The sequence below is a fragment of the Roseomonas sp. HF4 genome, from assembly GCF_005222755.1.
Classification (GTDB): domain Bacteria; phylum Pseudomonadota; class Alphaproteobacteria; order Acetobacterales; family Acetobacteraceae; genus Neoroseomonas.
On sequence record NZ_STGD01000003.1, the window covers coordinates 160719 to 185423 of the forward strand.

Genomic DNA, 24705 nt, shown 5'->3' on the forward strand with positions numbered 1-24705 from the left:
CCGCCGACCGGGGAGGACGGGCATGAGGGCCCGGCTGCTGGCGTTCCGCGAATGGGCCGGCGACGTCTTTTGGGTCATCCCCGTGCTGCTTTCAGCCGCCGGGATGCTGCTGGCGGAGGCGATGCGGTGGCTCGAGGTCCCGGGCCATGCGGGGCTGCCGCCCGACCTTGTCTTCGCGGCGGATGCGGCCGGCGCGCGGGCGCTGCTCGGCGTGGTCGCGGGCTCGGCGATCGGCGTTGCGGGCACGATCTTCTCGATCACCATCGCGGCGCTGTCGATGACCTCGGGCCAGATGGGGCCGCGGCTGCTGCGGAACTTCGTGCGCGACAGTGGGAACCGCTGGGCGCTCGGCCTGTTCCTCATGACCTTTGCCTATGCCGTGACGCTGCAGCGCGGCGTGGGCGCGCAGGCAGTGCCGCATCTCGGCCTTGCCGTCGCGGTCGGGCTCGCGCTGCTCTGCACCGGCACGCTGGCCTGGTTTGTCCATCACGTGGCGACGGGCATCAATGTCGAGACGGTCATCACGCTGGTCCATACCGAATTGATGCAGGCTGCGGCGCGGCTGACCCATGCGGATCCTCCGGGCGCACCCGTGCTGCTCGCCCTGCCGCCGCCGCGCGGCGCGCCCGTGCGCTGCGGCGGCACCGGTTACCTGCGCGCGATCGACTACGGTGCCCTGGCCGACTGGGCAGCCGCGCAGGACGCCGTGCTGGTCGTGATGGCGCGGCCGGGGGACTACCTGCACCCCGCCTCGCGCGTCGCCGAGGTGGTCCCGGGCACGAAACGGGACGAGGCCGAGGCGGCGCTGCGCGCGGCGATGTCGCTCGGGCCGAGCCCGGCGGCGGCGCAGGACCTCGAATTCGCGGTTCGGCAGTTGGTCGAGGTCGCGGTGCGCGCGTTGTCGCCCGGCGTGAACGACCCCTTCACCGCCATGGCCGTGCTCGACCGGCTGGGCGCTGTGCTCGCGGGCCTGGCTGGGCGACATTTTCCCGCGCCCGCGCTGCTGCGGGACCAGCGCGTGGTGCTCTACCGCCGCGTCACGACCCATACCGGGCTCTGCGACGCGATGTTCCACATGATCCGCGAGGCGGGGGGCCGCGAGGCGGCAGTGCTGATCCGCCTCCTCGAGGTGCTGGAGGCGACGCTCGATGTCGAGGCCGATCCCGCGCGGCGCACGGTGCTGCAGCGCCATGCGAGGCTGGCGCTCGCGACCGGGCGCCGCTGCATCGCGGACGAGGCCGGATGCGAGGACCTCGAGCTGCGCGCCGCGTCCATCGCGCAGGCGTGACCGGCGCCGCATTGCCGGTCGCCGTCGCATGGCCCATCTCAAGGGCCCCGAGGCGGCGGCACCCCCGCCGCGGCCCGGCCTGCGGAAGGGAGGAGCATATGCCTGCCCACCACGCGATGCCCGCACGGGTCCTGGAACGCGCCATGTTGACCCCGGCGGAGGTGTTCGAGACCCCGGAACAGGTTGTCGCCCATGACGGCCTGACCCGGGCGCAGAAAATCGAGATCCTGCGCCGCTGGGAATACGACGCGGCCTCGGAGGCCGTGGCGATCGAGGAAGGCATGGCGGGCGGCGAGGAAGTGCTGCTGCGGCGGATCACGCTGGCGCTGGACGGGCTGGCTGACGGTCTCGACCCCGACCGGACGGCTGCTGGCAAGCAGGGCGGCTTTCCGCGCGCGGCGGTGACGGGCGCGCGCGGCGGCGCCCGCGGCAGCTGAGGCGGCGCGGTCCGCGCAGCCGCGCGCCGCGCCGGGGCAGGAGCCGATCGGATGGATCGGTTCCTGTGGAACGGTACCTGATTCAAGCGTCGCCGGCGCCCCGATCGGCCCGGCCGCTGCCGGATCAGACCCGGTCGGGCATAAGCCACTCTGGAATCGAGATTTTCCGGATCAGGGCATCCGGCCGGATGTCAGGCGTGCGCCGGGGCCGCCCGGAAGCGGGCCGCGGTCAGGGCGTCGCGCGCCAGGGCCTGCGTCACTTCCGCACGGCCCTCGGCCGTGACCGGCAGCACAAGCACCCGCTCGAACCATCCGGCGCGGCCGCGAACCCGCGCCTGGAACAGGCGGTCGAGGGCCAGCGCCGCCGCGCTCCGGCCCGCGCAGCAGGCGCAGCCGGCGGCGTGGAGGGTGACGGGGCGGAAGCCGTCGGCGGCTATCGTACCGGGCGCCGCGATGGCCTCGCCCTCGGCCAGCAGCGCGGCTGGGCGCCCGGCCGCGAGCGCCGTCGGCAGCGCCGCGGCATCGTCCAGCAGCGTCACGGGAATGCGGGCGTCGAGCGACCAGACCATGATGTGCTGGACATAAGGATATCTTTATGACTATGTCCAGTCCTTATGGATTCCCTGCTGACCCAGCTTCGCGCCGCCGCCGAGCCGACCCGGCTCCGGCTGCTCGCGCTCTGCGCGCGGGGGGCCTGGTGCGTCTCGGACCTGGTCGCGATCCTTGGCCAGTCGCAGCCTCGCCTGTCGCGCCACCTGAAGCTGCTGGTCGAGGCCGGGCTGCTGGTGCGCACGCCCGAGGGTGCCAATGCCTGGTTCCAGCTGGCGCCCGAGGCCGACCTCGCGCGCCAGGTGCTCGCCCGCCTGCCGGAGGATGACCCGATGCTCGCCGCCGACCGCCGCGCCGCCGCGCGGCTGGCGGCGGAACGCGCGCGCGTCGCCTCCGAGGCCTTCCGCCGCCACGGCGCCGACTGGGACGAGGTGCGTGCACTCGGCCTGCCCGACGCGGCCATCGCGGCCGCGCTCGACGCCGCGCTGCCCGCGCGGATCGGCAAGCTGCTCGACATCGGCTGCGGCACCGGCGGGTTGCTCGAGCGCCTCGCGGGGCGGATCGAGGAGGGTCTCGGCGTCGACGCGTCCCGCGACATGCTCGCGCTGGCGCGGACACGGCTGGCCGAGCGCGGCCTGTCGCACATCGCGGTGCGCCAGGCGGACATGTACCGCTTGCCGATCGCCGACAGCGTCTTCGACGCCGTCACGCTGCAGATGGTGCTGCACTACGCCGAGGACCCGGCCGTCGCGCTGGCCGAGGCCGCGCGCGTGCTGAAGCCCGGCGGCATCATGGTCATCGTGGACCTCGCGCCGCACCAGCGGGGCGACCTGCTGGGCGCGCACGCGCATCGCTGGCCGGGCTTCGACGATGCCGGCATCGCCGGCTGGCTCGGCGCCACGGGCTGCGTCCCGGCGCGCAGCGCCACGGTCGAGGGGCCACTTCCCGTCCGCATCTGGGTCGCGGAGCGCAAGACCCGGTCTGTTTCCGTCCTGACCTTCTGAGGCCAAGCCAATGTCCCGCCCGCACCTCCTCGATGCCCTCCGCGACCGCGTGCTGCTGTGCGACGGCGGCATGGGCGCGCGCGTGCAGGTGATGGACCTGGACGTGGAGCGCGACTTCTGGGGCAAGGAGAACTGCACGGACGTGCTGGTGCTCTCGCGGCCCGACGTGGTGCGCGAGATCCACCGCGACTACTTCGCCGCCGGCGCCGACATGGTGCTGACCAACACCTTCGGCGGATCCCCCGTGACGCTGGCCGAGTTCGAGCTGGAGGATAAGGCGTTCGAGCTCAACAAGCGCGCCGTCGAGATCGCGCGCGAGGCGGCGGAAGGCTTCGCCGATGGCCGCCACCGTTGGGTGGTGGGAGACATCGGGCCGGGGACGAAGCTGCCGACGCTTGGCAACATTGCGTATGACGCGCTGGAGGCGGCGCTCCTGGTCCAGTGCCGCGGCCTGATCGCCGGCGGCGCCGACGCGCTGCTGACCGAGACGAACCAGGACACGCTGTTCATCAAGGCCGCCGTCAACGCCGCCAAGATCGCGCGCGCCGAGGCCAAGTCGGACATCCCGGTGTTCGTCCAGGTGACGGTCGAGACGACGGGCACGCTGCTGGTCGGCCCCGACATCGGCGCTGCCGCGGCCGTCGTCCATTCGCTCGACGTGCCGCTGATGGGGCTGAACTGCGCGACGGGGCCGCAGGAGATGGCCGAGCACGTCCGCTGGCTCGCGCAGAACTGGCCCGGACTGATCTCCTGCCAGCCGAATGCGGGCCTGCCGGAACTCGTGGACGGCAAGACGCACTACCCGCTGGGCGCCGCGGAGCTCGCGACCTGGATGGAGCGCTTCGTCACCGAGGACGGGTTGAACCTGATCGGCGGCTGCTGCGGCACCTCGACGCCGCACATCGCCGCGCTGGACGCGATGCTGCGCAAGCTCGGCGGTGCCGCGGCGCGGCCAGCGCCGGTACGGCGCAGGCCGGTCTGGGTGCCCTCGGTCGCATCGCTCTATTCGGCCGTGCCGCTGCGCCAGGAGAACGCCTATTTCTCGATCGGCGAGCGCTGCAACGCGAACGGATCGAAGGCCTGGCGGGAGCGCCAGGCGGCCGGCGACTGGGATGGCTGCGTCGCCATGGGGCGCGAGCAGGTGCAGGAGGGCTCGAACAGCCTCGACATCTGCACCGCCTTCGTCGGCCGTGACGAGCTGGCCGAGATGACCGAGGTGATCCGCCGCTTCACCAGCAGCGTGAACGCGCCGCTGGTGATCGACAGCACCGAGACGCCGATCATCGAGGCCGCGCTGAAGCTGCATGGCGGCAAGGCGATCATCAACTCGATCAACTTCGAGGAAGGCGAGAAGGCCGCCGCCGACCGCATGGTGCTGGCCAAGAAATTCGGCGCCGCCGTCATCGCGCTCACCATCGACGAGGTGGGCATGGCCAAGACCGCCGAGGACAAGCTGCGCATCGCGACGCGCCTGGTGGAATTCGCCTGCGACCGCTACGGCCTGCCGCAATCCGACCTGATGATCGACCCGCTGACCTTCACCATCGCGACCGGCAACGAGGACGACCGCAAGCTCGGCCTCTGGACGCTGGAGGGGATCCGGATGATCCGGGAGAAGTTCCCCGACATCCAGATCATCCTCGGCCTGTCGAACATCTCCTTCGGCCTCAACCCGGCGGCGCGGCACGTGCTGAACAGCGTGTTCCTGGACCACGCGGTCAAGGCCGGCATGACGGGTGCCATCGTGCATGTCAGCAAGATCAAGCCGCTGCACCTGATCCCGCCGGAGGAGGTCCAGGTGGTCGAGGACCTGATCTTCGACCGCCGCCGCGAGGACTACGACCCGTTGCAGAAGGTGCTGGAGATCTTCTCCGGCCGGAAAGCGGCGGACAACGTCAAGAAGGTGCGCGCCGAGACGGTCGAGGGCCGGCTCAAGGACCGCATCGTGGATGGCGACCGCAAGGGGCTGGACGACGAGCTGGCCGACGCGCTTGCCAAGGGCATCGCGCCGCTGTCGATCATCAACGACGTGCTGCTGGACGGCATGAAGGTGGTGGGCGAGCTGTTCGGCGCCGGCAAGATGCAGCTGCCCTTCGTGCTGCAGAGCGCCGAGACGATGAAGGCTGCCGTCGCCTACCTCGAGCCGCACATGGAGCGCGTCGAGGGGCAGGAGAAGGGCACGATCGTGCTCGCGACCGTCAAGGGCGACGTGCACGACATCGGCAAGAACCTGGTCGACATCATCCTGACGAACAACGGCTATCGCGTCGTCAACCTCGGCATCAAGGTGCCGCTGGCCGACATGGTGGCGGCGGCGAAGGAACATCGCGCGCATGCCATCGGCATGTCGGGGCTGCTGGTGAAGTCCACCGTCGTGATGCGCGAGAACCTCGAGGAGATGTCGCGCCAGAACCTCGACATCCCCGTCATGCTCGGCGGCGCGGCGCTGACGCGCAACTACGTCGAGGATGATTGCGTGCGCGCCTATGCCTGCGGGCGCGTGGCCTATGCGCGCGATGCCTTCGACGGGCTGCACCTGATGGACAAGGTGGTCGGCAACGGCTTCGACGACTATCTCGGTGCGCTGCAGGTCAAGCGCGCGGGCAAGGCGAAGAACGAGAAGCGCACCCTCGGCCAGGCGGATCCGCGCGGCTTCGCGCCGGTCGATGTCGCCTATGCCGAGGCGCGCCGCCGCCGCGTGAGCGCGGAGAGCACGCCGCCCGCGCCGCCCTTCTGGGGTGCGCGCGTGATGGAGGCGGCGCCCAAGGCGCTGGTGCCCTTCATCAACGAGCGCAGCCTCTATCAGTTCCAGTGGGGCTTCCGGAAGCAGGGCCGCTCGCTCGAGGACTTCCTCGGCTGGGCGAAGCAGGAACTGCGCCCGGTGCTCAAGCGCATGCTGGCGCTGACCGAGGAGCAGAAGATCCTGAAGCCGCAGGCGATCTACGGCTACTGGAAATGCGCCGGCGCGGGCAACGACCTGGTCCTGTTCGAGGAGGACGGCATCACGGAAGCCGCGCGCTTCACGCTGCCGCGCCAGCCCAAGGAGGATGGTGAGTGCATCGCCGACTTCGTGCGCGACATCGGGGATGGGCCCGCGCATCGCGACGTGATCGGCCTGCAGGTCGTGACCGTCGGCCAGAAGGCGTCCGACATGGCGCGCGAATGGTTCGAGGACAATCGCTACCAGGATTACCTGTATCTCCACGGCCTGTCGGTCGAGATGGCGGAAGCGATGGCGGAATACGTCCACAAGCGCATCCGCGCCGAATGGGGCTTCGCGGGGCAGGATGACCGCGACATCGACCGGATGCTGCAGCAGGGCTATCGCGGCGGGCGATATTCCTTCGGCTACCCAGCCTGCCCGCGGCTCGAGGACCAGGTGCCGCTGCTCAAGCTGCTCGACGCCGGGCGCATCGGCGTCGAGATCAGCGACGAATGGCAGCTGCACCCCGAGCAGTCGACCAGCGCGATCGTGCTGCACCACCCGCGGGCGAAGTACTTCTCGGTGTGACGGGCGCGCCGGGGGCGCGCCCGCCGCGCGCTCAGCGGTAGCCCATCGCCATGCAGAAATAGGCGTAGCTGTCGGCGTTGTTCAGGCACTGCTCCGCCGTGATGCCGGGCGCGCGGAAATCGGATCCGTCGGCGTGCATGTAGCCCTGCTCGCCGAAATCGTCGGTGTTGGCGAAGCGGTGCGTCGCCTCGTGGATGAAGGTGCGCACCGCCTGGAAGCGGTTGTTCATGATGTAGTCGCGGGTGACGTGGATGTCGCCCTTCGACCCGTTCGCGCCGTTCCGGACATAGCCCTCGATGTACGGCACGTCGTCGGCTTCGACGCCGAACTGGTTGACGAAGCGTGACGTGCTCGTGTTGTCCGTCTTCAGGGAGAGCTTGCCGTTTGTCATGCCGGCCTGGACCAGCTCCAGGATCGGCTGGATGCGCGGAATCGCAGAGGCGCCGGACTTGAAATAGAGCTGGATCGCGTCCTTTAGCTTCTGCGCCTCGGCGTGGCGGAGCCAGCCGATCGTGAGCTGCAGGGTGCTGTAGGCCTTTTCGACCGTCTGCATCGACGCCTGCTCCTCGGCCTTGCCGAAGAACAATTCGCGGTGCTTCAGCCTCACCTTGCCGAAGGATCCTTTGCCTGAGGTGCCGAACCAGGCGACCTTGTTGCCAAGCTGCATCATCTTTCTCCCGCCCCCAGCCGGCACCCGGCGCCAGCTTCACGTGGAAATGTCTAGCGACAGCCACCTATTCGATCCACCCCGGAACCGACCGACGGGTCTGACGGGGGCGCCCGGCTTGGCAAGGTCGCTTCCGCCGCGAGCGATCACGTCCTAAAGCCCCGGGTCGGCGCTGCGCTCCCGCTGCGCCGCAGCACCGCCCGCGCCGCTGGAAGCGATGAGGAGCCTCGCATGCGTCATCACGAGCCACGCCCCCGTCGCGGTGCCTGAGGCCATGTCCACGCGCGTCATCGGAACCGCCGTCGCGAGCGTCGTCGTCGCGTTGCTCGTGCTTGCGTTCAAGGCCGTGGCCTGGTGGCTGACTGGCAGCGTCGCCCTGCTGGCCGACGCGCTCGAGAGCGTGGTGAACGTTGCGGCCGCCGTCGCGGCGCTGGTCGCCATCCGCTTCTCTGCCCTGCCGGCCGATGCGAACCATCCCTACGGCCATGCCAAGGCGGAATACTTCTCGGCCGTGCTTGAAGGCGCGCTGATCATCGTCGCCGCGCTGCTGATCCTGAACGAGGCATGGGGCGCGCTGCAGTCCCCGCGCGCGCCGGAGGCGGCGCCGCTCGGACTGGCCGTCTCGGCGCTGGCGACGGCGATCAACGGCGCCTGGGCGGCCGTGCTGTTCCGGCGCGGCCGCGCGGCCCGCTCACCCGCGCTCGTTGCCGATGCGCGCCACCTCCTCGCCGATGTCGTCACCTCCGTCGGCGTGATCGCGGGCGTGGCGCTGGTCGCCATGACCGGTATCCTCTGGCTTGACCCGTTGCTCGCGGCGCTGACGGCGGTGAACATCCTCTTCTCAGGCTTCCGCCTGCTGCGCGAGAGCCTGGGCGGGCTGATGGACGAGGCGGTCCCCTCGGCGACGCTGGACCGGATCCGCGCCATCGTCGCGACCGAGGCCGAGGGCGCGATCGAGGCGCACGACCTCCGCTCCCGCCACGCCGGCCGCTTCACCTTCCTCGAGTTCCACCTGGTGGTGCCGGGCGCCATGCCGGTGCGGGAGGCGCACGACATCTGCGACCGCATCGAGGCCGCGCTCAAGGCCGAGCTGCGCGACGCCGTCATCACCATCCATGTCGAGCCGGAGGGCAAGGCGAAGCAGAGCGGGGTTCCCGTTCTGTGAGGCCGCCCGCGCGCCCGCCCCGCGGCGGCGCCTGGATGGCGGCGGCGCTCGGCGTGTCCTGCGCGCTGCATGCCGCGGCCCTGGCGGCGCTCCTGCTCCTTCCGGGACGCGCGATGGACGGAGCCGGCGAGGCGGGCTCCGTCGCGCTCGTCTTCGCCGACACGGCGGCGCTGGCAGGCGCCGCCGCCGAGGCGGAGGCGGCGCCTGCCGTCCCGTCGGCGCCCCCCGCGCCTGCCTCACCGCCCGATGCGCCCGCGCCGTCCGCCCCGCCAGGCGCCCCTGCGTCTGTCGCGGCCCCGGCCGATCCCGCCGTTCCGTCGCGCCCGGCCGATCCCGAGCCCCCACCGCCGCCCGCGCCGGTTCGCGAGGCCGACGCCCCGCTTGTCCGCGACGCCGGGGCGGATCTGCCGCCGCCCCCGCCAGCCCCGCCCCCGGTCGCGGCGGAGACGGGCTCGGCCGAGCCGCCGCGCCAGGCTCATGCCGCAGCCAGGCCGCCGCCCGCGCGCGCCACGGCTCGCGCCGAACCCAACCCGGTACGCCTCGATGCCGGTGCCGGTGCCTTGCCCGACCCTTCGATCGGCGCGCGGGCGACCGGCGCGGTGGTGCCGCCAGGTGTCGATGGCGGCTACCGCAACCCGCCACCCGACTACCCGGCCGAGAGCCGGCGGCGGGGGGAGGAAGGCGTGGTGCGCCTCCGGCTGCGCGTCAGCGCGGAGGGGCGCGTGGAGCAGGCCGATATCGTCGCGTCCTCGGGCCATCCGGCGCTCGACCGCGCGGCGGTGGCGGCGACGCGTCAATGGCGCTTCCGCCCGGCAAGCCAGGCCGGCCTGCCGGTCACGGCGACGCTCGCCACCGCCGTGCATTTCCGCCTGACGGACCGGTGAGCCTTGCGGCGCAGCGCCGCCGCGCCATAACCAAGTCCGATACGGGAGACCCTCATGGTGAAGCTCGACGTCATCACGACGCGCGGCGGCGACGGCGGCGAGACCTCGCTCGGCGACGGCCGCCGCGTGCGCAAGGACGCGCTGCGCGTCGAGGCCTACGGCACGGTGGACGAGGCCAATGCCGCGATCGGCCTTTTGCGCCTGCATTGCACGACCGACGCGGCGGCGGATGCGATGCTCGCGCGCATCCAGAACGAGCTGTTCGATGTGGGCGCCGACCTCTGCGTGCCGGGCGAGGCCGGGGCACGGCTGCGCGTGGCGGATACGCAATCGGCGCGGCTCGAGGCCGAGATCGCGGAGATGAATGCGGCGCTTCCGGCGCTGCGGTCCTTCGTGCTGCCGGGCGGCAGCGCGGCGGCGGCGCATGCGCATCTCGCGCGCACCGTCGTGCGGCGGGCGGAACGCCTGGCCGTCGCGCTGGCGGCGGAGGAGGAGGTGAACCCGGCCGTGGTGCGCTACCTCAACCGGCTGTCGGACCACCTGTTCGTGCTGTCGCGGCACCTGAACGGGGGGAACGACGTACTGTGGGTCCCGGGGGGAACGCGGGGGTGAGGCGGGTGGGGGGAGGGGAACCTCCCCCCGTTCGTCTCAGAACGTCCCGCGCAGCCCCAGGATCGCGCTCCGCCCCGGCACCACGAAGCCGTTCGCCGGCTCGTAGCGCGTGTTGCCGATGTTGCGGACCTCGACGAAGGAGGTCACCTGCGCCGTCAGCGGCAGCGACGCCGTCAGGTTGAACAGCACGCCTTCCGGATTCTTGCCCGCGACCGGGATGGACCGCCCGTTGTCCTGGTAGCGTGCGAAGGCGCCCTCGGGCGACTGCCCGACATAGATGACCTCCGGCGCGATGATCAGGCGGGAGCGCGGCACGTCGAACCAGCCGACCTCGGGCGCGATGCGGGCCGACAGGCTGGCCACGTTGCGCGGCCGGCGCGCGAGCGGCGTGTCGGTCGTCGTGTCGCGCGCCTCGGTCACCGTCCAGGCGCCGGTGATGTCGAGCCAGTCCGCCGGGCGCAGCGTCAGGCCGAACTCGCCGCCGCGGATGCGCGCGCGATCCACGTTCACCAGCGTCGAGAAGGTCGGGTCGAAGTTGATGAGATCCCGGATGCGGCTGTCGAAATAGAGCGCCGAGACGGTCGCGAAGCGCCCCGCGATGTCGGTCTCCCACCCCACTTCCCAGGAGGTGGAACGCTCCGCCTCGAGGTCCGGGTTGCCGCGGAAGAAGGTGCCGATCTGCCCGAAGCGCTGGTAGAGCGACGGAGCCTTGAAGGCGGTGCCGCCGGCCGCGCGGATGCGGGAGGAGATCTCGGGCAGCGCCAGCACCGCGCCGAGCCGCCAGGTGGGCTCCGTGCCGTAGTCCTCGGCGTCGTCGAGGCGGAGCGCGGCCGTCACGTCCAGCCGCTCGAACAGTCGCGCCTGCGCGCCGAGGTAGCCGTAGGTGTTCTCGGCCCGCGCATCCGTGGTGATGCGGAAGAAGGGCGAGCCCGCGGCGCTTGTCGCGCTCTCCCGGTCCCAGCCACCGCCGAAGGTCAGGCTGGCGTCTGTCACGAAGCCGCCGGCCGGCAGGCGCAGCGTGTTGTCCCAGGCGAGGCCCACGCGGTCGCCGACATAGAGGTCGTCGGCCGTGCCGAAGCGGTTGCCGGGATCGGGCAGGTTCACGTAGCGGCGGCGATCCTCGCTGCCGGACAGGCGCAGCCCCGTGGTCCAGGCGCCGCCGAACAGCGCCGTCTGGCTGCGCAGGTAGCCGAACCAGTTGCGGTCCTGGCCCGTGTAGTTCGGGTCGTCCTGCGGCACGCTGTCGAGGCCGAAGGTGTTCTCCCGCCAGCGGACCAGCCCGTCGATGCGCGTGGCGCCCAGGATGGCGTCGGGCGTCGTCTCGCCGAGCGTCACGCCCGCGCGCGCGGTGACGGCGGCGGCGCGCAGCCCGTCGCGTTCGCCCCGGTTCGAGGAGAAGCGCGGGGCGACCGAGTTGAAGCCCTCGGTCGAGAGCGACTGCCCGGTGATGCCGTAGTCGAAGGCGCCGAGCGTGCCGCCCGCGCCCGCATAGCCGCGCAGCGTGCGCTGCGTGCCGCCGGCGATCTCGCCATAGGGGGCGAAGGCGCGGTCGGCGGGCGCGCGGCGCGTGATCAGGTTGACCACGCCGCCGATCGCCGCCGTGCCGTAGACGGCCGAGACGGGGCCGCGCACGACCTCGATGCGCTCGACATCGCCCAGCAACTCGTTGCCGAAGTTGAAGGCGCCGTTGGGCTCGGCGCTGTCGTTCAGCGGCACGCCGTCGCGCAGCACCAGCACGTGGCGGGAATTGGTGCCGCGCAGGAAGCCCGAGGCCTGCTGGCCCGGCCCGCCCGCCTGCACCAGGCGGAAGCCCGGCACGGCGGCCAGCGCATCGGCCAAGGTGACGTAGCCGCGTTCCTCCATGTCGCGGCGGTCGATCACCGTGGTGGCGGCGGGGATGCGTTCCGCCGGCGTCGGCACGCGGGTCGCGGTGACGACCACGTCGGGCAGGGTTGGGGGTTGCTGCGCCCAGGCAGGCGCAAGCGGGGTGAAGACGAACAAGGCGAGGATCCGGCGGTTCATCCGGGGTCCCTCCGTGGCACGATCCGCGTTTCGCCATGCGGCCTTGCGGCCGCAGGACGGGCTCACGTCGTGCTCGCATACGGAGGCCTGCGCCGTGGCCGGCGCATTCCTTGGGTCCGTTGCGCCGGTGCACCCCGCCCGGCACGCGCGAGACAACTCTGCGCCGGCCGGTCTCCTGGCTCGCGACGGGAAGGGGGCCTTGGCCTCCTCCGCCGGCCCCGCCTTCTCACGCCTGCGCGCAATGGCATCGGGGACCGGACGCGTCGCCTACAGTTGCGGGGGCAGCCGCGGCTTGGCGGGGCGTGGCCCCGCGTCGCGCGTTCCCGTTTCAGCCCTTCCGGGCCACCGGCGCATGGGGCGAGCGTAGCGGCCGCGCCTTGCTTCGTCCATGGCGGCTGGCGCGCGCCCTGGCGCCGAACCGCTGACGGTCACGATCCGCTGCCGAACTGCCCCCAGAGATAGGCCACGCCCTCGAGGCCATACCAGAACAGCGCGCCGAGGACGACGGTGGCGAAAAGGTTGCCCAGGAAGGTCAGCGCCATGCCCAGCCCGATCACCTTGCTGTCGTTCTCGACCAGCCCCAGGGCCATCACGATGGTGCCGAAGGCCGGCGGGCCGTTCGTGCCCGGGCCCGGCAGGATCAGCATCAGCGCGGCATAGGCGGTGAGCCAGCCGACTGCCTTGTCGGCATGCGGCCCGGTGAAGGGGCCGGGGCGCGGGCGCACCCAGCGTTCGATCTTCCCGATCGCGCGCGAGATGCGGGTGTCCGAACCCGCCGACAGCCGCAGCAGGTCGGTCCGCCGGAGCGACTGCCGCGCGATGAAGCCCGGCAGCTTCGGCTTGCGGAACCCGAGCCCCATCTGCACGCCCAGGATCAGCATCGGCGTGCCGAAGACGCTCGCCATGCCCGGCAGCAGCCCGGGCAGGCAGAGCAGCAGGATCAGCAGGCCGAAGGCGCGATCGCCGAAGGCTTCCGACATCTCGCCCAGCGTGATGCGTTCCCCTGGGCATTGCGTCGCGACCTCGGCGACCAGGCGCGAGATGGGCGCAGCGGGATGTTCGGCCGCGAGGTCCTCGATCGTCATGCGGCTAGAGGCCGAAGGCCCACTGGAAGGCGGTCACGACCAGCACCCAGACCGTGCCGATGATCGAGATGCCGAGCGCCGCGCCGAACAGCCCGACGACGATGCCAGCAAGGATGGTGAGGCTGTCCTCCTCCATCATGCCGATCGCCATGATGGCGCAGGCGAGGGAGGGCGGGCCGTTGGTGAAGGGCAGCGGCACGATCACGATGACGGCAAGGAAGGCCCCGTAGGCGCCGATCGCGCGTTCCGCCCGCCGCCGCGTCAGGAAGGACGGCCGCGGCTTCACGAAGCGCTCGATCCGGCGGAGCCAGGCCTGCGCCTTCAGCGCGATCATCTCGAGGTCGCTCCGCCGCATCGAGCGCCGCGTGAGGAAGCCGGGCAGCCGCGGCGTCGGGTAGCCGAGCGCGAGCTGCAGGCAGACGATGCCGAGCGGTGCGCCGAAGATCGGGCTGAGGCCCGGGATATAGATCGGCAGGAGGTTCGGCAGCGCGAACAGTACGATCAGCAGCCCGTAGGACCGCATGCCGAAGGCCTGCATCAGCTCGCCCATGGTGATGCGTGGCTCCGGCCACGACCGCGCGACGCTGAGGATGAGTTCCGACGCCGGCGCATGCGCGCGCGCCACACCGACCTGGTCCACGGTTCCGTGCATCAACGCTCCCTTGAGGCCCCTGCCCGGATCGCCGGGGATGTCGTGGCGCCATCTGCGGGCACCTGCGACCGGCGTCCCATACCATGCCGGCGAGGCCGGGCGGGAGCCCCGCGCGCATGTCTTTTCCGCAAGGGGCCGCCGGTCTCAACGGCCGGCGAAGGCGGGCTTGCGCTTCTCGAGGAAGGCGCGCCGGCCTTCCTGGTAGTCGGCGCTGTCGAAGCAGGCGGCCATGGCGGCGTTGCGTGCCGCGATGTCGCGGTCGGCCCGGTCCTGCAGCACGGCCTGCACCGTCCGCTTGTTGGCGTAGAGCGAGAGCGGCGCGTTGCGCGCGAGCGTCGCGGTCAGCGCCGCGATCTCGCCCGCCAGGGCGTCGGCCGGCACCACCTTGTTGACCAGGCCGACGCGCTCGGCCTCCTTCGCGTCGAAGCGCTCGCCGGTCATGAGGATCATGTGCGCATGGGCGGGCCCGACGAGGGAGACCAGGTGGCGCACCATGTCGAAGCCGTAGGCGATGCCGAGCTTCGCCGCCGGGATGCCGAACTGGCTGCCCTCGGCGGCCAGCCGGATATCACACGACATCGCGATGCCGAGCCCGCCACCCATGCAGAAGCCCCGGATCTCGGCGATCACGGGTTTCGGGAAGGTGGCGAGGCGCCGTCGGCCGCCTTCAGTCTGGCGGCTGTATTCGCGCTGCGCGTCGGCATCGGATCGCAGCTTGTCGAACTGGCTGATGTCGGCGCCCGAGACGAAGGCCTTGTCCCCCGCGCCCGTCAACACGACGCAGCGCACGGCGTCGTCCTTCTCGAACAGGTCGAGCGCCTGCTCCATGCCGCCCCACATGGCGACCGACATGGCGTTGCGCTTCTCGGGCTGGTTGAAGGTGATGCGCCCGACGCCGTCCGTGATGTCCGCGAGGATCTTGCCCTCCGCGAAGTCCATGCCTGCCATGGTCAGGATTCCATGATCACGCCGAGGCCCTTGAGCCTCGCGATGTCGTCCTCGGAATAGCCGGCGTCCCGCAGGATCTCGGACGAATGCTCGCCGAGCCGGGGCGGGATGCGGCGCACCTCGCTCTCGTGGCCCTCGATGTTGATGGCGGTGGAGACGAGGTGTGTCGCGCCGCGGTCGGGGTGGTGCATGGGCATCGCCATCCGCAGATGCTGCACCTGCGGGTCGGCGAAGACCTGATCCACCTTGTTGATCGGCCCGCAGGGGATGCCGATGCGCTCCAGCAGGTCGATCCAGTAGTCGCTGGGCTTTTCCTTGAACACCTCGGCGATCGCGGCGTTCAGCCGCGCGCGGTCCTTCGAGCGGCCCTGCAGCGTCTTCCAGACCGGGTCCTCGAGCCATTCCGGATGGCCCACGGCTTCCGCGAACTGCGCCCACATCTTGGAACTGCTGGCCGCGATGTTCACCGGCTTGTCAGCGGTCGGGAAGGCGCCCATCGGGATGTTCACCGGATGGTCGTTGCCGGCCTGGCCCGGCACCTCGCCATCCATCAGGTAGCGTGCCGCCTGCAGGTCCAGCATGAAGACCATGGCCTCCAGCAGGCTGGTATGGACCCAGCGCCCCTTTCCCGTGCGCTGCCGCTCCCACAGCGCCATCATGACGGCGAGCGCCAGCAGGTTTCCCGCCGTCAGGTCGACGAAGGGGATGCCGGCCCGCATCGGGCCGCGGCCGGGTTCGCCGGTGATGGTCATCATCCCGCCCATGCCCTGGGCGATCTGGTCGACGCCGGCGCGTTCGCTGTACGGCCCGGTCTGCCCGAAGCCGGAGATCGATGCGTAGATCAGCCGCGGATTGACCGCGTGCACCTGCTCGGGCGCGATGCCGAGGCGGTGCTTCACGCGCACGCGCATGTTCTCGACCAGGACATCGGCGGTCTTCGCGAGTTCGAAGAAGGCCTTCTTGCCTTCCTCGGTCTTGAGGTCGAGCGCGATGGAGCGCTTGTTGCGATGCAGGTTCTGGAAGTCGTAGCCCTCGCGCGATCCGCCGAGGCCGTCGTTGAAGGCGGGCGGCTCGACGCGGATCACCTCGGCGCCCCAGTCGGCCAGGTGCCGCACGCAGGTCGGGCCCGCGCGCGCCAGCGTCAGGTCGAGCACGCGGATGCCGGCGAGCGGCAGCGTCGTCTCCTGGGCAAGCTTCGGGTCGATGGGGCTTTCCGGCATTCTGTCCTCCGTTCGGCCCAAGACTAGGGCGGGTCGGCCGGAGTGCCCAGGGGGAGAGACCGGGGGGGCGCCCGCCGCCTCAGCGGAGGCGTTCGAAGATCTCCTCCTCGACCTCGATCTGCGCGCGTTCCAGGGCACGGAAGTCGCTCCGCAGCACGAGGCGCCGCACGCGGCCGTCCTCCACCACCGGGACATGGCGGAAGCCACCGTCATGCATCAGGTGCAGCGCGTCGATGGCGCGGTCGCGCGGGCCGAGGGTCGCGACCTTGGCGGTCATGACCTCGGCGAGCGTGGTGGCGGCCGGATCGCGGCCCTCGGCCACCACGCGGCAGATGGCGTCGCGGCCGGTGAAGATGCCGAGCAGCCGCCCCTCCGCATCCGTGACCACGATGGCGGAGACCTGTTCGTCCCGCATCCGGGCGCAGGCATCGCGGATGGTGGTGGCGGGCGGCGCGCACAGCGTCGGGCGGTGCGGCGCGACATCGATCAATGGACGGTCTCGCATGGGCTTCGCTCCGGCACGGCGGTTCCGAAGGTCGCGCGGCAGGGGCTGGCCGGCCCTTGCCGCACCATGTGTGAAATATAGACCCCGACACCGCAAGCCGCGGCAGAATTCTCACGATGCGGCCGTGGGGGTCGCGCGCGGCGTCGCCCGCATGGCAATCTCGGTTCCGGAACAGGGAGACTTGCGATGATGCGGATGCATGCATGGGCGGGGCGCCGCGGCTTCCTCCTCGGTGCCGCGGCGCTCGCCCCGGCGGCGGCGCTGGCGCAGGCGCGGCCGATCGTGGTGGCGAGCAAGATCGACACCGAGGGCGGGCTGCTCGGCCAGATGATCGCGCTGCTGCTGGAAGGGGCCGGGATGCGGGTCGAAAACCGCGTGCCACTCGGCCCGACGCGCATCGTGCGTGCCGCGATCCTGGCCGGCGAGATCGACATCTACCCCGAATACACGGGCAACGCCGCCTTCTTCCACCAGATGGAGGCCGATCCCGCCTGGCGCGACATGCGCGCGGGCTACGAGAAGGCACGCGACCTCGACCAGCAGCGTCATGACATCGCCTGGCTGCAGCCAGCGCCGGCCAACAACACCTGGGCGATCGCGGTGCGCGCCGACCTCGCCCGCGCGCACAACCTCCGCACGCTCGAGAACCTCGCGCCGCACCTGGCCGCCGGGCGGCCGTTCAAGCTCGCGGGCTCGGCGGAATTCGTCGAAAGCCCTGCGGCGCTGCCCGCCTTCCAGCGCGTCTACGGCTTCACCCTGCCGCCCGACCGCATGCTGGTCCTGCCCGGCGGCGACACCGCGGTGACGATGCGCGCCGCGGCGCAGCAGCTCAACGGCGTGAACGCGGCCATGGTCTACGGCACGGATGGCGGCATCGCCGCGCTCGACCTCGTGGTGCTCGAGGACACCCGGGGCGCGCAGCCGGTCTATGCGCCCGCGCCCGTGGTGCGCGGCGCCGTGCTGCGCGCCAACCCGCGCATCCCCGAGGTGCTGGCGCCGGCCTTCCGCACGCTCGACCTGACCACGTTGCAGCGCCTCAACGCCCGTATCGCGGTCGAGGGCCAGCCGGCGCGGGCGGTGGCGGAGGCGCATCTGCGCGCCGCGGGGCTGCTCCGCTGAGGCTGCGCGCCGGGCCGCTCGAGGCCGCGCTGCTGCTGCTGGCGCTGGCGGCGCCCCTCGTGGCGGGGTTCGCCGTGCTGGCGCCGAACCGCATCGTGCCACCGCGCGCGGTGGCGCTCATGGATGCCGACGCCTTCGCCTGGCTGCTGCCGGCGGCGGCGGCGGCACTCGGCGCGGCCTTCCTGTCCGGCCGCGCCGCGGCGCTCGCCTGCGGCGCGGCGCTGGCGGGGCTGCTGGCGGGGCTCGGGGCGACGGGCGCGGCGCTGGCCGGCGGCTCCACCGTCGCGCGGCTCGGCCCGGCGGCGGGGGCCTGGGTGGCGGCGGCGGCGCTGCTGCTGGCGGCGCGGCTGGCCCTCGGCCGCGCGGGGGCGGGCGCGGTGGCGCGGGCGCTGGCGGCGGCGGGGTTCGCGGCCGCCCTCGCCGCGTTGCTGGCCGCGGGGCTGCTCGACCACGTCTCCCTGGTGCGGGAGGCGGTGGCGCGGGGGCCGGAGGTGCGCGCCGCGCTCGCCGCGCATCTCGGCCTCTCGGCCGCGGCGCTGCTGCCGGCACTGGCGATCGGCGCGGCGCTCGGCGCGGCGGCCTTCGCGCGGCCGGGCGCCGCGCCCGCCATCATCGGCGGGCTGGCGGCGCTGCAGGTCATCCCGGCCATTGCGCTGTTCGCCCTGCTGATCGAGCCCTTCGCCGCGCTGTCCCGCGCCGTGCCCTTGCTGCGGGAGGTCGGGCTGCGGGGCATCGGCGCGGCGCCGGCGGTGTTCGGCGTGTTCCTCTACCTGCTGCTGCCGGTGGCGGCGGCGACGCGCGCGGCGCTCGGCGCGGCGCCGGCGGCGGCGGTGGACGCGGCGCGCGGCATGGGCTTCACGCCGGCGCAGGCGCTGCTCCGCGTTCGGTTGCCGCTCGGCGCCCCCGTGTTTCTCGGCGGGGTACGCACGGCCTCGGTGCAGGCGGTCGGGCTGGTGACGCTGGGCGCGCTGGTGGGCGCGGGTGGGTTCGGGGTGCTGATGTTCCAGGGGCTCGGGCAATTCGCGCCGGACCTCATCCTGCTCGGCGCCCTGCCGGTCGCGGCGCTGGCGCTGGTGCTGGACGCGGCGCTGCGCGCGGCCGAGGAAGGCCTGGCGCGATGATCCGCTTCGAGGGCGTGGAAAAATCCTTCGGCGCCGCGCGCGCGCTGGACGGGCTCGACCTGGTGGTGCCGGAGGGTGCCTTCGCCGTGCTGCTCGGCGGCTCGGGCGCCGGCAAGTCGACCGCGCTCCGCCTCGTGAACCGGCTGATCGAGCCCGATGCCGGGCGCGTGCTGCTGCGCGGGAGGGACGTGGCGGCGGAAGCGGCGCCCGCACTCCGCCGCCGCATCGGCTACGTCATCCAGGGCATCGGCCTGTTCCCGCATTGGAGCGTCGCGCGCAACATCGGCGCGGTGCCGCGGCTGCTGGGCTGGGACGACCGTCGCATCGCCGCGCGGGTCGAGGAGCTGCTCGCGCTGCTTCGCCTCGACCCCGCCGAGTACCGCGACCGCATGCCGGCCGAGCTCTCGGGCGGCCAGGCGCAGCGCGTCGGCGTGGCGCGCGCGCTGGCGGCCGACCCCGACATCCTGCTGATGGACGAGCCCTTCGGCGCGCTGGATGCCGTGACGCGCCAGGCGCTGCAGGCCGAGCTGCGCCACCTGCACGCGGCGACCGGCAAGACCATCCTGATGGTCTCGCACGACGTTGAGGAGGCGCTGGCGCTCGCCACCCGCATCGCGGTCATGGCGGAAGGGCGCCTGCTGCAGGAAGGCTCGCCGCGCGAGCTGCTCGACAGCCCGGCCGACCCGCGCGTGCGCGACCTGATGGATGGTGGCGCGCTCGGCATGCGGCGGCTGTCGCTGGTGCCGGCGGCGTCTCTGGCGCGCCCGGACGGCGCGGCGCCGGAAGGGCTGCCCCGGATCCCTGCCGGCGCGACGGCGCGCGACGCGCTCGAGGCGATGCTCGCCGCGCGCGCCGACGCCGCGCTGCTGGAGGACGCGACCGGCGTGCCGGCGGGCGTCGTCGCGCTGGCGGACCTGCTCCGCGCATGAGGGCGGGGGCGGTGGTGCCGCTGGCGCTGTTCGCCGCCGCGCTCCTGCTGCTGCCCGCGGCCGGGCCGGTCTTCGGCGCGCTGTTCCCCGAGGTGGCGGAGCCGCTCTATCGCCGCGAGGCCTTCGCCGCGCTGGCGCTGAACCATGCCGGGCTCGTGCTGTTCTCCCTGCTGCCGGCGGCGGCGATCGGCATCGGCCTCGGCATCGCGGCGACGCGCCCGGGTGCCGCCGAGACGCGCGCGGTCGCCGATGCGCTGGTCGGCTTCGCGCAGGCGGTGCCGCCGGTCGCGGTCATCGCCATCGCGGTGCCGGCGGTCGGCTTTGGCGCGGCCCCCGCCCTGCTCGCGCTTGTCTGCTACGCGACGCTGCCGGTGCTGCGCGCGACGACCGGCGCGCTCGCGACCGTGGCGCCCGAGGTGCTGGACGCCGCGCGCGGCGCGGGCATGACGCCGCGCCAGGTGCTGTTCCAGGTGGAATTGCCGCTGGCGGCGCCGCCCATCCTGGCGGGGCTGCGCGTGGCCGCCGTGCTGGCGGTCGCGACCGCGGCGGTCGGCGCGGTGGCCGGGGCGTCGTGCCTCGGCACGCCGATCATCGCGGGCCTGGTCAACGGCAACCCGGCCTGGGTCGTGCAGGGGGCGCTGCTCGCGGGGCTGATGGCCTTCGCGGTGGACGGGTTGCTCGGCCTGCTGGCGCCAGGCGTCAGCGCATCATCTCCATGAAGCCCGTCTCATCATCCAGGCGGGCCTGTTCCTTCGCCCGGAAATCGTAGCGGGAGACGATGCCCGCGACGCGCCCGTCCCGCACTATGGGCAGGTGGCGGAAGCCGCAGTCGTTCAGCATGAGCAGCGCGTCCATGGCGGTCGCCTTGGGGTCGAGCGTCGTCGGGTCCTTCGTCATGACCTCGGCCAGCGGCGTCGCCTTGGCGTCGAGTCCCTCGGCGAGCAGGCGGACCGCGTCCCGGCCCGTGAAGATGCCGCGAAGGCGCCGGTCCGGATCGGTCACGAGCACGGCGCCGACCTTGCGCTCGTACATGGCGCGGCAGGCGGCGGCGACCGTCGCCTCCGGGGGCATGGTCAGCGGCGTCTGGTCGCGGACGATCTCGCCGAGCGTGCGCTGGGGCATGGGCGTTTCCTCCGTCTTGGAAGCGTCACATACCCGCCGCGCGGCGCGCACATCTTGACGCAGCGCAATCAGCCCGGCCCGGACTCCATCGGCAGGGCCGGGTCGCGGCCCCATTCGTCGAGGCTGCCGTCATAGACCGCGAGGTCCGCCCACCCCGCGCGCAGCAGGTTGAAGGCGAGGTTCGAGGCCGCGATGCCGCCGCCGCAATAGGCGATGACGCGCTGCCCCGGCGCGATGCCGGCCTCGGCCGCCAGCGCCGCCACCGCCGCGCCCGGCAGCGTCGCATCGGCCAGCCGCGCCGCCGGCAGGTTGCGGCTGCCGGCGATCCGCCCCGGCCTATGATACGTCAGGCCACCCGTCCCGGCGTGCTGTTCGGCAGAGAGCGCGTTCACCACTGCCGTGTCCGGGCGTCCGATCGCGGCCAGCACCTCGTCGCGGCCCGCGATGGACGCGGCGCGCGGCTTCGGCACGAAGGGCTGCGCCGCCGGCACGGGCGCCGGCGGCGGACCTGTTTCGACCGGCAGCCCGGCCGCCTTCCAGGCCGCGAAGCCGCCTTCCAGCACCCGCACCGCATCGAAGCCGAGCCAGCGCAGCGTCCAGAAGGTGCGCGCCGCCCAGTTGCCGCCGACGCGGTCGTAGAGCACCACGCGGCTCCCTTCGCCCACGCCATGCGCGGCGAAGGCGGCCGCCGCGGCATCCGGCTCCGGCAGGGCGAAGCGGAAGGGCTTCGCCCGGTCCCAGAGCCAGTCCAGCGCATCGAGATGCACTGACCCAGGGATGCGACCCTTCTCGAACGACGCCCGCGCGCTGTCCTGCAGCATCGTCGTCAGGTCCGGCGACGGGCGCTGGAAGACGCTGCCGTCCAGGATCACGAGGTCGGCGGCGCCCCGTTCCGCCGCCAGTGCCGCGGGCGCGACGGTCAGGCTCATTCCGGCTGGAAGTTCGCGCTGCGCAGCAATTCGGCGTTGCGCGCGACATCGGCCGCGATGAAGCGCTCGACCTCCGCCACGCTCTCGGCCACCGGCTCGAAGCCGAGGCCGGTCAGGCGCTCGACCACGGCGGGCTCGCGCATCCCTTCGGCCAGCGCGGAATTGTAGCGGGCGACGATCTCGGCAGGCACGCCGCGCGGCGCCCAGATGCCGTACCAGGAATAGAACTCGAAGCCCGGCAGGCCGGCCTCGGCCATGGTGGGCAGGTCGGGCGCGAGCGGCGTGCGCGCCGCGGTCGCGATGCCGACGCCGCGCACCTGGCCGCCGCGCACCATGGGCAGCGTCGCGAGTACCGGGTCGAGCATCAGGTGGGCATTGCCGGCCGCGACGTCGGTCAGCGCCGGCGCCGTGCCGCGGTAGCCCACGATCTCGATGTTGGCACCTGTCACGCGGTTGAACTCGATGGTCGCGAGGTGCCCGGCGGCGCCGAGGGAGGAGGTGGCGAAGGACCAGCGCGCGGGTTCGGCCTTGGCGGCCGCGACGATCTCGGGGATCGTCCGCTGCGTCTTCTGCGGTGCCATCACCAGCACCAGCGGCCCGCGCGCGGTGCGCGCCAACGGCACGAACTGCGTCACCGGATCGTAGGGCACCGTGCGCATGACATGGCGCGCCATCACGTGGATCGAGGCCGAGCCAAGGATGGTGTAGCCATCCGGCCCCGCCTGCAGCACAGCATTGGCGCCGACCGTGCCGTTGGCGCCGGAGCGGTTCTCGACCACCACGGTCGCGCCCAGCTTCTCCTGGATCTTCTGCGCTGCCAGGCGGGACATGGCGTCGGTCGCGCCGCCGGGCGGGTAGGGCACGACCATGCGGATGGTCCGCGCGGGGAACCCCGCCTGGGCGAAGGCTGGCCTGGCCAGCGTCAGCGCGCCGGCGCCGGCGATGAGGTCGCGTCGAAGCATCGAACCATCTCCCGTTCCGATCCGGAAAGGATGCACCGCCGGCCTGCTGCGTCCAGCCCTTCCGCATGCGACGCTCGGGCGATGGAACCGGTCGACCTCGCCCTCTGCCTTGCCGTCGATGCCTCCTCCTCGGTCGACTTCGACGAATTCGGGCTGATGCTGGGCGGCTATGCGGCGGCCTTCCGGGATGCCGGGATCGGCGCGGCGCTGGCCGCCGGGCCGCGTGGCGCGACGGCGGCGGCGATGCTGCTGTGGTCGGGCGTGCGGGCGCAGGCGGTCGTGGTGCCCTGGGCACGGCTCGACGGGCCTGGCGCCGCCGCCGTCTTCGCGGACCGGGTCGAGAACGCGCCACGCCTCGTGCCGGCCGGCGCAACGGCGCTGGGTGAGGGTATGGCGGCCGCGCTCGCGTTGCTCGCCACCTGCCCGGCGGATGCGACGCGCCTCGTGATGGACGTCTCGGGCGACGGCCGGCACAACCAGGGGCGCCCGCCCGCACCGGTGCGCGACATCGGCGTCGCCGCCGGCATCACGATCAACGCGCTGGCCGTGCTGAACGAGGAACCCGACCTGATGGAGCATTATCGCGCGGAGGTGATCGGCGGCCCCGGCGCCTTCGTCATGCCCACGCCCGACTACGGCGCCTTCGCGGACGCCATCCGGGAAAAGCTGGCGCGCGAGATCGCGGGGCTTCTCATCGCCTGACGGCTCTGGCAGAGGGCGATCCATGCTCCTCCTCATCCCCGGCCCCGTGCAGACCCGACCGGAGGTCCGCGCCGCCATGGCCCAGGACATCGCCCCCTGGGACCGCGACTTCCAGGCCGTCTATGCCCGCATACGGGAACGGATCGTGGGTGTGGCCGGCGGCACGCCCGGCGTCCACGCGACCCTGCCGATCCAGGGCGCCGGCCATTTCGTGACCGAGGCGGCGCTCCGCACCTTCGTCCCCCCGGGCGGCAGGGTGCTGATCCCGATGAACGGCGCCTACGCGACGCGCATGGCGCGCCTGGCGCGGGAGGCCGGGCGGGACGTCGTGACGATCGAGCTGCCCGACACGCGCGGCGCGACGGCCGCCGACATCCTGCCGACGCTGGAGGCCGACCCGTCCATCGGCACGGTTGCGATGGTCTTCAACGAGACCGGCAGTGGCATCGTCAACGACGCCCCGGGCATCGGCGCCGCGGTGCGCGCGCTCGGGCGGCGGATGATCCTCGACGCCGTCTCGGCCTTCGGCGTGCTGCCCTTCCGGATGGACGCGCACCCCGAATGCGACGCGCTGGTCTTCACCTCCGGCAAGTGCCTGGAAGGCATGCCGGGGATCGGCTTCGCGGTGGCGCGGATCGACCGGGCCGAGGCCTGCGCCGGGAATGCCGGGTCCTGGTCGCTCGACCTTACCGACGTGCTGGCCCATGCGCGGCGGTCGGGCTGGGGCTCGATCCGCTTCACGCCGCCGGTGCAGGCGATCGCGGCCTTCGACGTCGCGCTCGACCTCTATGACGCGGAAGGCGGGCAGGCGGCGCGGCTCGCGCGCTACCGGGCCAATGCCGATGCGCTGTACGACGGCTGCGCGGCGCTCGGGCTGCGTCCCTACCTGGAGCGGCAGCACCAGGGGCCGGTGATCGTGACGATCCACCAGCCGGCCGATCCGCGCTTCGACCTGATGGCCTTCGTCGAGGCGCTGAAGCGCCGCGGCGTGCTGATCAGCAATTTCTGGAACACCACCGCGCCCACCATGCGGATCGGCGCGATCGGCGCGCTGACGCCCGACGACATGCGCCATGCCGTCGGCGCGATCGGCGAGACGCTGGCCGAACTGCTGCCCCGCGCCGCCTGAACCCCGCCGCCCATGGCGCGACGAGGCCCACCGGGAGGCAGGCCTCGCGTGACGCCGGGGGGTGGAGGGGGCGTCGGAGGAGGAGGCGCCGCCCCTTCGGCGCCAGAACCGGTAGCGCACGCCGACGCCGACGATCCACGGGT

The 24705-nt window shown here is 72.7% G+C and carries 24 protein-coding genes and 1 riboswitch; of the genes, 13 read left to right on the forward strand and 11 right to left on the reverse strand.

Going from position 1 to position 24705, the window contains the following annotated elements:
• Positions 1 to 22 precede the first annotated feature (22 nt).
• On the forward strand, positions 23 to 1288 hold the full coding sequence (locus E8M80_RS06335; protein WP_137124823.1) for a DUF2254 domain-containing protein: 1266 nt from the start codon (positions 23 to 25) through the stop codon (positions 1286 to 1288).
• 116 nt (positions 1289 to 1404) lie between these two features.
• Positions 1405 to 1725 (forward strand): hypothetical protein, encoded by a 321-nt coding sequence (locus tag E8M80_RS06340; RefSeq protein WP_137124824.1) that lies wholly within the window; start codon positions 1405 to 1407, stop codon positions 1723 to 1725.
• 191 nt (positions 1726 to 1916) lie between these two features.
• Here E8M80_RS06340 and E8M80_RS06345 read toward each other — a convergent pair whose 3' ends face one another.
• Positions 1917 to 2294 carry a hypothetical protein gene (locus tag E8M80_RS06345; protein ID WP_137124825.1) on the reverse strand — a complete coding sequence of 126 codons (378 nt, stop codon included), beginning with the start codon at positions 2292 to 2294 and terminating at the stop codon, positions 1917 to 1919.
• A gap of 45 nt (positions 2295 to 2339) precedes the next feature.
• On the opposite strand from E8M80_RS06345, the gene E8M80_RS06350 reads away from it, so the two are divergent.
• Positions 2340 to 3278 (forward strand): metalloregulator ArsR/SmtB family transcription factor, encoded by a 939-nt coding sequence (locus E8M80_RS06350; RefSeq protein WP_137124826.1) that lies wholly within the window; start codon positions 2340 to 2342, stop codon positions 3276 to 3278.
• Between the two features lie 10 nt (positions 3279 to 3288).
• On the forward strand, positions 3289 to 6789 hold the full coding sequence (metH, locus tag E8M80_RS06355; protein WP_137124827.1) for a methionine synthase: 3501 nt from the start codon (positions 3289 to 3291) through the stop codon (positions 6787 to 6789).
• A 31-nt stretch (positions 6790 to 6820) separates the two neighbouring features.
• On the opposite strand, the gene E8M80_RS06360 is transcribed toward metH, so the two are convergent.
• The gene (locus E8M80_RS06360) at positions 6821 to 7459 is read right to left on the reverse strand and encodes a hypothetical protein (protein ID WP_137124828.1); all 639 of its coding nucleotides are present in this window, start codon (positions 7457 to 7459) and stop codon (positions 6821 to 6823) included.
• A 271-nt stretch (positions 7460 to 7730) separates the two neighbouring features.
• Here E8M80_RS06360 and E8M80_RS06365 point away from each other — a divergent pair, with 271 nt between their 5' ends.
• The 3 genes from E8M80_RS06365 to E8M80_RS06375 are packed head-to-tail and all read left to right on the forward strand — an operon-like array spanning position 7731 to position 10117.
• Positions 7731 to 8621 (forward strand): cation diffusion facilitator family transporter, encoded by an 891-nt coding sequence (locus E8M80_RS06365; protein WP_137125042.1) that lies wholly within the window; start codon positions 7731 to 7733, stop codon positions 8619 to 8621.
• The gene (locus E8M80_RS06370; protein ID WP_170979229.1) at positions 8618 to 9505 is read left to right on the forward strand and encodes an energy transducer TonB; all 888 of its coding nucleotides are present in this window, start codon (positions 8618 to 8620) and stop codon (positions 9503 to 9505) included. The genes E8M80_RS06365 and E8M80_RS06370 overlap by 4 nt, the downstream gene beginning before the upstream one ends.
• 54 nt (positions 9506 to 9559) lie before the next feature.
• Positions 9560 to 10117 (forward strand): cob(I)yrinic acid a,c-diamide adenosyltransferase, encoded by a 558-nt coding sequence (locus E8M80_RS06375; RefSeq protein ID WP_137124830.1) that lies wholly within the window; start codon positions 9560 to 9562, stop codon positions 10115 to 10117.
• Positions 10118 to 10153: 36 nt separating this feature from the next.
• On the opposite strand, the gene E8M80_RS06380 is transcribed toward E8M80_RS06375, so the two are convergent.
• From E8M80_RS06380 to E8M80_RS06405, 6 genes are all read right to left on the reverse strand, one after another.
• The gene (locus E8M80_RS06380) at positions 10154 to 12139 is read right to left on the reverse strand and encodes a TonB-dependent siderophore receptor (protein WP_137124831.1); all 1986 of its coding nucleotides are present in this window, start codon (positions 12137 to 12139) and stop codon (positions 10154 to 10156) included.
• Between the two features lie 147 nt (positions 12140 to 12286).
• A riboswitch (cobalamin riboswitch) is annotated at positions 12287 to 12504 on the reverse strand.
• A gap of 63 nt (positions 12505 to 12567) precedes the next feature.
• Positions 12568 to 13224, reverse strand: coding sequence for an exopolysaccharide biosynthesis protein (locus tag E8M80_RS06385; RefSeq protein WP_137124832.1), 657 nt, complete (start codon positions 13222 to 13224; stop codon positions 12568 to 12570).
• A gap of 4 nt (positions 13225 to 13228) precedes the next feature.
• Positions 13229 to 13876 (reverse strand): exopolysaccharide biosynthesis protein, encoded by a 648-nt coding sequence (locus tag E8M80_RS06390; protein WP_137124833.1) that lies wholly within the window; start codon positions 13874 to 13876, stop codon positions 13229 to 13231.
• Positions 13877 to 14020: 144 nt separating this feature from the next.
• Positions 14021 to 14824, reverse strand: coding sequence for an enoyl-CoA hydratase (locus E8M80_RS06395; protein ID WP_137124834.1), 804 nt, complete (start codon positions 14822 to 14824; stop codon positions 14021 to 14023).
• Positions 14825 to 14826: 2 nt separating this feature from the next.
• Positions 14827 to 16044 carry a CaiB/BaiF CoA-transferase family protein gene (locus E8M80_RS06400; RefSeq protein WP_137124835.1) on the reverse strand — a complete coding sequence of 406 codons (1218 nt, stop codon included), beginning with the start codon at positions 16042 to 16044 and terminating at the stop codon, positions 14827 to 14829.
• Between the two features lie 79 nt (positions 16045 to 16123).
• Complete coding sequence (locus tag E8M80_RS06405; RefSeq protein WP_137124836.1) at positions 16124 to 16549, reverse strand: CBS domain-containing protein; 426 nt, start codon at positions 16547 to 16549, stop codon at positions 16124 to 16126.
• A 186-nt stretch (positions 16550 to 16735) separates the two neighbouring features.
• Between E8M80_RS06405 and E8M80_RS06410 the strand changes: the two genes are divergently transcribed.
• From E8M80_RS06410 to E8M80_RS06425, 4 genes are read left to right on the forward strand one after another with little or no spacing between them, the layout of a single operon-like run.
• Entirely contained in the window at positions 16736 to 17668 is a 933-nt protein-coding gene (locus E8M80_RS06410; RefSeq protein ID WP_370287220.1) for an ABC transporter substrate-binding protein, read from the forward strand.
• Positions 17669 to 17727: 59 nt separating this feature from the next.
• Positions 17728 to 18789: an ABC transporter permease gene (locus E8M80_RS06415; protein ID WP_240789921.1), complete on the forward strand. Its 1062-nt coding sequence runs from the start codon at positions 17728 to 17730 to the stop codon at positions 18787 to 18789.
• Entirely contained in the window at positions 18786 to 19718 is a 933-nt protein-coding gene (locus E8M80_RS06420) for an ABC transporter ATP-binding protein (protein WP_137124838.1), read from the forward strand. Before E8M80_RS06415 ends, E8M80_RS06420 begins: the two co-directional genes overlap by 4 nt.
• Positions 19715 to 20437: an ABC transporter permease gene (locus E8M80_RS06425; RefSeq protein ID WP_137124839.1), complete on the forward strand. Its 723-nt coding sequence runs from the start codon at positions 19715 to 19717 to the stop codon at positions 20435 to 20437. The genes E8M80_RS06420 and E8M80_RS06425 overlap by 4 nt, the downstream gene beginning before the upstream one ends.
• On the opposite strand, the gene E8M80_RS06430 is transcribed toward E8M80_RS06425, so the two are convergent.
• The 3 genes from E8M80_RS06430 to E8M80_RS06440 form a co-directional block, all read right to left on the reverse strand.
• Positions 20418 to 20840 (reverse strand): cyclic nucleotide-binding/CBS domain-containing protein, encoded by a 423-nt coding sequence (locus tag E8M80_RS06430; RefSeq protein ID WP_137124840.1) that lies wholly within the window; start codon positions 20838 to 20840, stop codon positions 20418 to 20420. The genes E8M80_RS06425 and E8M80_RS06430 overlap by 20 nt on opposite strands.
• A gap of 68 nt (positions 20841 to 20908) precedes the next feature.
• Positions 20909 to 21769 carry a sulfurtransferase gene (locus E8M80_RS06435; protein ID WP_137124841.1) on the reverse strand — a complete coding sequence of 287 codons (861 nt, stop codon included), beginning with the start codon at positions 21767 to 21769 and terminating at the stop codon, positions 20909 to 20911.
• Positions 21766 to 22731, reverse strand: coding sequence for a tripartite tricarboxylate transporter substrate binding protein (locus E8M80_RS06440; RefSeq protein ID WP_137124842.1), 966 nt, complete (start codon positions 22729 to 22731; stop codon positions 21766 to 21768). Before E8M80_RS06440 ends, E8M80_RS06435 begins: the two co-directional genes overlap by 4 nt.
• Before the next feature lie 81 nt (positions 22732 to 22812).
• Here E8M80_RS06440 and E8M80_RS06445 point away from each other — a divergent pair, with 81 nt between their 5' ends.
• Positions 22813 to 23433 (forward strand): DUF1194 domain-containing protein, encoded by a 621-nt coding sequence (locus tag E8M80_RS06445; protein ID WP_137124843.1) that lies wholly within the window; start codon positions 22813 to 22815, stop codon positions 23431 to 23433.
• Positions 23434 to 23455: 22 nt separating this feature from the next.
• Positions 23456 to 24562, forward strand: coding sequence for a 2-aminoethylphosphonate--pyruvate transaminase (locus tag E8M80_RS06450; protein ID WP_137124844.1), 1107 nt, complete (start codon positions 23456 to 23458; stop codon positions 24560 to 24562).
• The last annotated feature ends 143 nt before the right edge of the window (positions 24563 to 24705 follow it).